This is a genomic window from Streptomyces apricus (assembly GCF_008369065.1).
In the GTDB taxonomy this organism is placed as follows: Bacteria; Actinomycetota; Actinomycetes; order Streptomycetales; family Streptomycetaceae; genus Streptomyces; species Streptomyces apricus.
Map to the genome: position 1 here is coordinate 72,760 of NZ_VDFC01000083.1, position 4,798 is coordinate 77,557.

Consider the following 4,798-nt stretch of genomic DNA (forward strand, 5'->3'; position numbering starts at 1 on the left):
CGCCCGGACCCCCCACCGGCCTCTCGGGACCCGCCCCGAACAGCGCTCCCGGGCGTTACCGGAAAGAAATGTGTGCCCCCTTTGAACACTCACCGCACCCCTGCCCGTACCTAGGGCCATACGCGGTGCTGAGCAGCGCCGCGGACACCTAAGCAGACAGCGGGAGTTACCAATGAAGACCTCCTGGCGGAGCGCCTCACTCGTAGCGTCAGCTGCGGCAGTGCTGGTGCTGACGACGGCGTGCGGTCAGGAAAAGGCGGACACTTCCACCGGCACCCAGAACGTGGGCGCGGCGCCCGCGGCGGGTGGCTACGGCACGGCGGGAGCGGGGGCGAGCCCCAGCACCGGGACCGCCGCCGAAGGAGAGGGCGCGGTGGCGCAGAGCGCCGGACAGCTTGCCGTGGCGGACACCGACAAGCTCGGTGAAGTGGTGACGGACAGCGCCGGCATGACGCTGTACCGCTTCGACAAGGACACGGCCGAACCGCCGAAGTCCGCCTGTGACGGCGAGTGCGCCAAGGCCTGGCCGCCGGTCCCGGCCTCGGGCGCCGCCGCCCCGATCGGTATCGACAAGTCCCTGCTCGGCGAGGTCACGCGCGCCGACGGTACGAAGCAGCTGACCATCGACGGCTGGCCGCAGTACCGGTTCGCGAAGGACACCAAGGCCGGTGACCTCAAGGGCCAGGGCGTCGGCGGCACCTGGTACGCGTCCGCGCCCACCGGCAAGAAGGCGTCCGCCGCGGGCGGGAGCGGCGGGGCCGCCGCCGACCTGCCCGGTCTGTCGACCCGCAACGACCCGGAGCTCGGTGAGGTCGTCGTCGACAAGAACGGCATGACGGTCTACCGCTTCGAGAAGGACACCCCGTGGCCGATGAAGTCGGCCTGCATCGGCGCGTGCCTGGAGAAGTGGCCGGTCGTCGAGCCGGTGGCCGCCGCGGACACCAAGGGCATCGCCAACAAGAACGACGGCCGGCGCGGCTACGTCGTCCTGAACCGCCCGGACGGGCTCAAGCAGCAGAGCATCGACTGCTGGCCGCTCTACACCTTCGCGGGTGACAAGAAGCCCGGCGACACCAACGGCCAGGGCGTCGGCGGAACTTGGTACGCGATCTCCCCCGAGGGCAAGCCGCTCGGCAAGCCGAAGTAGCCGCCCGGCACATCCAGATAAGTAACCACGAGCACCGTTTTGCCCCTTCCGCGCCGCACGGAGGGGGCGAAGCGGCTTTTTCACATCCGAACGACCGCCGTCGTGACTCTTCGTGACTCTGCGCGATTCCCGTCGATCTCTTTGGAGCACTTCGGGGCGATTTCGCTGGACATCCCGTCCGGCACGTGCCGCGGGCAGCGGTCTTGAACGGACGGTCAATTTCCGTTTCCACTCGCTCCATTGCCGGGCGATCAGTAGCCTCTGCTCGAACACCGGATCGTCTACGCACTGGAGAGACAGATGGAGCGTCCCGCCTGGGCCCCGCGTGGCATCGACATCTCGGTGCCCAGCGTGAGCCGCATGTACGACTACTACCTGGGCGGATCGCACAATTTCGAGGTCGACCGGGAAGCCGCGCGCAGAGCCATGGAGTTCATGCCGGGGCTCCCCAAGGTCATGCAGGCGAACCGGGCGTTCCTGCGCCGTGCCGTGCGCTTCGCGGCCGGCGAGGGCATCACGCAGTTCCTGGACATCGGCTCGGGAATCCCCACCTTCGGCAACGTCCACGAGGTGGCCCAGGGCGCCTGTCCCGGCGCACGCGTCGTCTACGTCGACCACGATCCGGTGGCCGTCGCGCACAGCGAGGCCGTGCTGGCCGGCAACGAGGACGCCGACGTCGTCGCCGGCGACCTCCGCAAGCCCGGGGACATCCTCGCGGACCCCCGGCTGCGGCGGCTGCTGGACCTGAATCGGCCGGTCGCGCTGCTCCTCGTTGCCATACTTCACTTCGTGGAGGACGAGGACGACCCGTACGGGGCCGTGGCACAGCTGCGGGACGCGCTGGCGCCCGGCAGTCTGCTCGTCGTCTCGCACGCCGCGTACGAGGGGATCCCGCTCCCGCAGGAGCAGGCAGGCGGTGCCGTCGGCGTGTACAAGGACATCCGAAATCCGCTGATCATGCGCTCGCGCGACGACATCGCGCGGTTCTTCGAGGGGTACGACATGGTGGAACCCGGACTGGTGCCGATGCCGAACTGGCGGCCCGACCCGGCGTCCGAGGACGAGGATCCTTATTCCTTCTCGGGTTTCGCGGGCGTGGGGCGCGCGGCGTGAGCGCGGAGCCGGACGGGCCGGAGGACAGACTGCGCAGGTTCGCGACGATCTGGAGCCGGGCGGTCTTCCCGGTGACCGCCACGTCGCTGACCCGCCCGGAGTTCGAGCAGCGCCTGGTGCCGCTCGCCCGGCGGCTCAGCGAGGCGCTGCGGGCCAGGACGTTCGAGGCGGCCGAGGGACAGGCCGTCGGCGCCGCGCTCATCGAGGCGCACTGCACCGAGCCGGAGGCCCTCAGCGCCACGCTCGACTGCGTCGAGGCCTACCTGGTGCTCTACTGCGGCGGCGACGGGCCCAAGGACGCCCTGCGCGCCCGCTCGGCGCGGCTGCAGCACGCCATGGCGGCCGGGTTCGCGCGGGCGCTGCGGGAGCGGACGCTGGCCGAGCAGGAGAAGATCGCGCGCGCCGCCCTCCAGGCCCAGGGCGTCGTCGCGGACGCGCTGCACGCCACCGAGGCACGCTTCCGCGCGGTCTTCGAGGGCGCGGCGATAGGCATCGGCGTCGCCGACCTCGACGGCAACATCCTGCAGGTGAACAACGCCCTGCTGCGGATGTTCGGCGGCACCGAGCCGTCGGTGCGCGGCCGCAACGTCACCGACTGGACCCACCCCGAGGACGCCCCGCAGGTCTGGCGGCTCTACGAGGAGCTGGTGCGCGGCGACCGCGAGCACTACCACGTCGAGAAGGCCTTCTACCGGCCCGACGGAACGGTCCTGTGGACCAACCTCACCGTCTCGCTGCTGCGCGACGCGGACGGGCGCCCGCAGTACCAGCTCGCCCTCATGGAGGACACCACCGAGCGCAGGCTGCTGAACCTGCGGCTGCGCTACGAGGCCACGCACGACGCGCTCACCGGGCTGCCCAACCGCACCCTGTTCTTCGAGCGGCTCGACAAGGCCCTCGCCGCGGGCGACGGCATGCGCTTCGGCCTGTGCTACCTGGACCTCGACGGCTTCAAGACCATCAACGACAGCCTCGGGCACGCGGCGGGCGACCGGCTGCTCGTCGAGGTCGCCGACCGGCTGCAGTCCTGCGCGACCGCGCCCGGCGAGATGGTGGCGCGGCTCGGCGGCGACGAGTTCGTGGCGCTGACGACCGGGCCCGACACCGAGACCGAGGTCGACGCGCTCGCCGACCGCATCATGAACGCGCTGGTCACCCCGGTCCGCATCGACGGCCGGGAACTCACCGTCCGCGGCAGCATCGGGATCGTCGAGGGGCCGGTGGGCGAGCGCGGACCGGCCGAGGTGCTGCGCAGCGCCGACATCACGATGTACCGGGCCAAGTCGGCCGGCGGCAACCGGTACGAGCTCGCCGACGCCGAGGCCGACGCCCGCGCCATCACCCGGCACGGGCTCACCACGGCGCTGCCCGCCGCGCTGGACCGGGGCGAGTTCTTCATCGAGTACCAGCCGCTGGTCCACCTCGGCGACGGCAGCGTGCACGGCGCCGAGGCCCTGGTGCGCTGGCTGCATCCGCAGCACGGCGTGCTCGGCCCGGACCGGTTCATCCCGCTCGCCGAGCACACCGGCCTGATCGTGCCGCTGGGCCGGTGGGTCCTGGAGCAGTCGGTCCGCCAGGCCCGGGTCTGGCAGGAACGTCACTCCGACGCCGGTCCGCTGCGGATCAACGTCAATCTGTCGCCGTGCCAGCTCACCCATCCGGGGCTCGTGTCCGACACGGTCGAGATCCTGGAGCGGGCCGGTCTGGAGCCGGACGCGCTCTGCCTGGAGGTCACCGAGTCGGCGCTGATCGGCGCCGACGACGACCTGCTCAAGCCGTTGCGGCGGCTCGCCGAGATGGGCGTCGACATCGCGCTCGACGACTTCGGCACGGGGTACTCCAACCTCGCCAACCTGCGGCGGCTGCCGGTGAGCATCCTCAAGCTCGACCGGTCCTTCACGCAGGGCATGCAGCAGTTCCCCGCCGACCCGGTCGACCTCAAGATCGTCGAGGGGATCGTGTCGCTCGCCCACAGCCTGGACCTCGCGGTCACGGTGGAGGGGGTGGAGACGGGGGCGCAGGCGGAGCAGTTGCGGATCCTGGGCTGTGACACGGCGCAGGGGTGGTACTACGCGCGCCCCGGTCCGCCGGACCGCCTCCACGACCTGGCGCTGGTGGACGCGACGGGCTGACGGCGCCTTCGCCCCCTCCGGCTGCGCCGCGCGCCTTGCGGTGCGCTCGGCCGTGCGGGCGCGTGGGGGCTGGTCGCGCAGTTCCCCGCGCCCCTTGAGGGGGCTGCGCCTGTACGTCGCGTGCGGGAGCGTCGTGGCCGAGCGCGCAGTTCCCCGCGCCCCTAGGTACCTAGGGGCGCGGGGAACTGCGCGCTCGGCCCCCACCGGGCCGCAGATGTGAGCGGTGCCGCGGCAGGACGGCGGTCACCGCTCCAGCAGCATCCGCTGGAGTTCGCGGGCCGCCCGAGGCGGAGCCACATCGCTGCGGTGCGCCAGCGCGATCGTGCGGGCCAGCCCGGGCCGGGCCAGCGGCGTCACCCGCAGCCCCCGCCCCGTCCGCGCCGCCACCATCCGCGGCACCACGGCC

The 4,798-nt window shown here is 71.9% G+C and carries 3 protein-coding genes and 1 pseudogene; 3 read left to right on the forward strand and 1 reads right to left on the reverse strand.

From position 1 onward, the window contains the following. Nucleotides 1–172 precede the first annotated feature (172 nt). The 3 genes from FGF04_RS36040 to FGF04_RS36050 all read left to right on the forward strand — a co-directional run bounded on the left by FGF04_RS36040 (nucleotide 173) and on the right by FGF04_RS36050 (nucleotide 4,392). The gene (locus tag FGF04_RS36040; protein ID WP_149515601.1) at nucleotides 173–1,147 is read left to right on the forward strand and encodes an SCO0930 family lipoprotein; all 975 of its coding nucleotides are present in this window, start codon (nucleotides 173–175) and stop codon (nucleotides 1,145–1,147) included. A 300-nt stretch (nucleotides 1,148–1,447) separates the two neighbouring features. Further along, complete coding sequence (locus FGF04_RS36045; protein WP_149515602.1) at nucleotides 1,448–2,260, forward strand: SAM-dependent methyltransferase; 813 nt, start codon at nucleotides 1,448–1,450, stop codon at nucleotides 2,258–2,260. Next, entirely contained in the window at nucleotides 2,257–4,392 is a 2,136-nt protein-coding gene (locus FGF04_RS36050) for a putative bifunctional diguanylate cyclase/phosphodiesterase (RefSeq protein ID WP_149515603.1), read from the forward strand. The genes FGF04_RS36045 and FGF04_RS36050 overlap by 4 nt, the downstream gene beginning before the upstream one ends. Before the next feature lie 243 nt (nucleotides 4,393–4,635). Here FGF04_RS36050 and FGF04_RS36055 read toward each other — a convergent pair. Beyond that, a pseudogene (locus FGF04_RS36055) lies at nucleotides 4,636–4,798 on the reverse strand (LysR family transcriptional regulator); the annotation flags it as partial.

What these genes read in the sequence shown, in the direction of transcription:
- FGF04_RS36040 (WP_149515601.1), top strand. Translation starts at nt 173, where the DNA reads ATGAAGACCTCCTGGCGGAGCGCCTCACTCGTAGCGTCAGCTGCGGCA.
- FGF04_RS36045 (WP_149515602.1), top strand. Translation starts at nt 1,448, where the DNA reads ATGGAGCGTCCCGCCTGGGCCCCGCGTGGCATCGACATCTCGGTGCCC.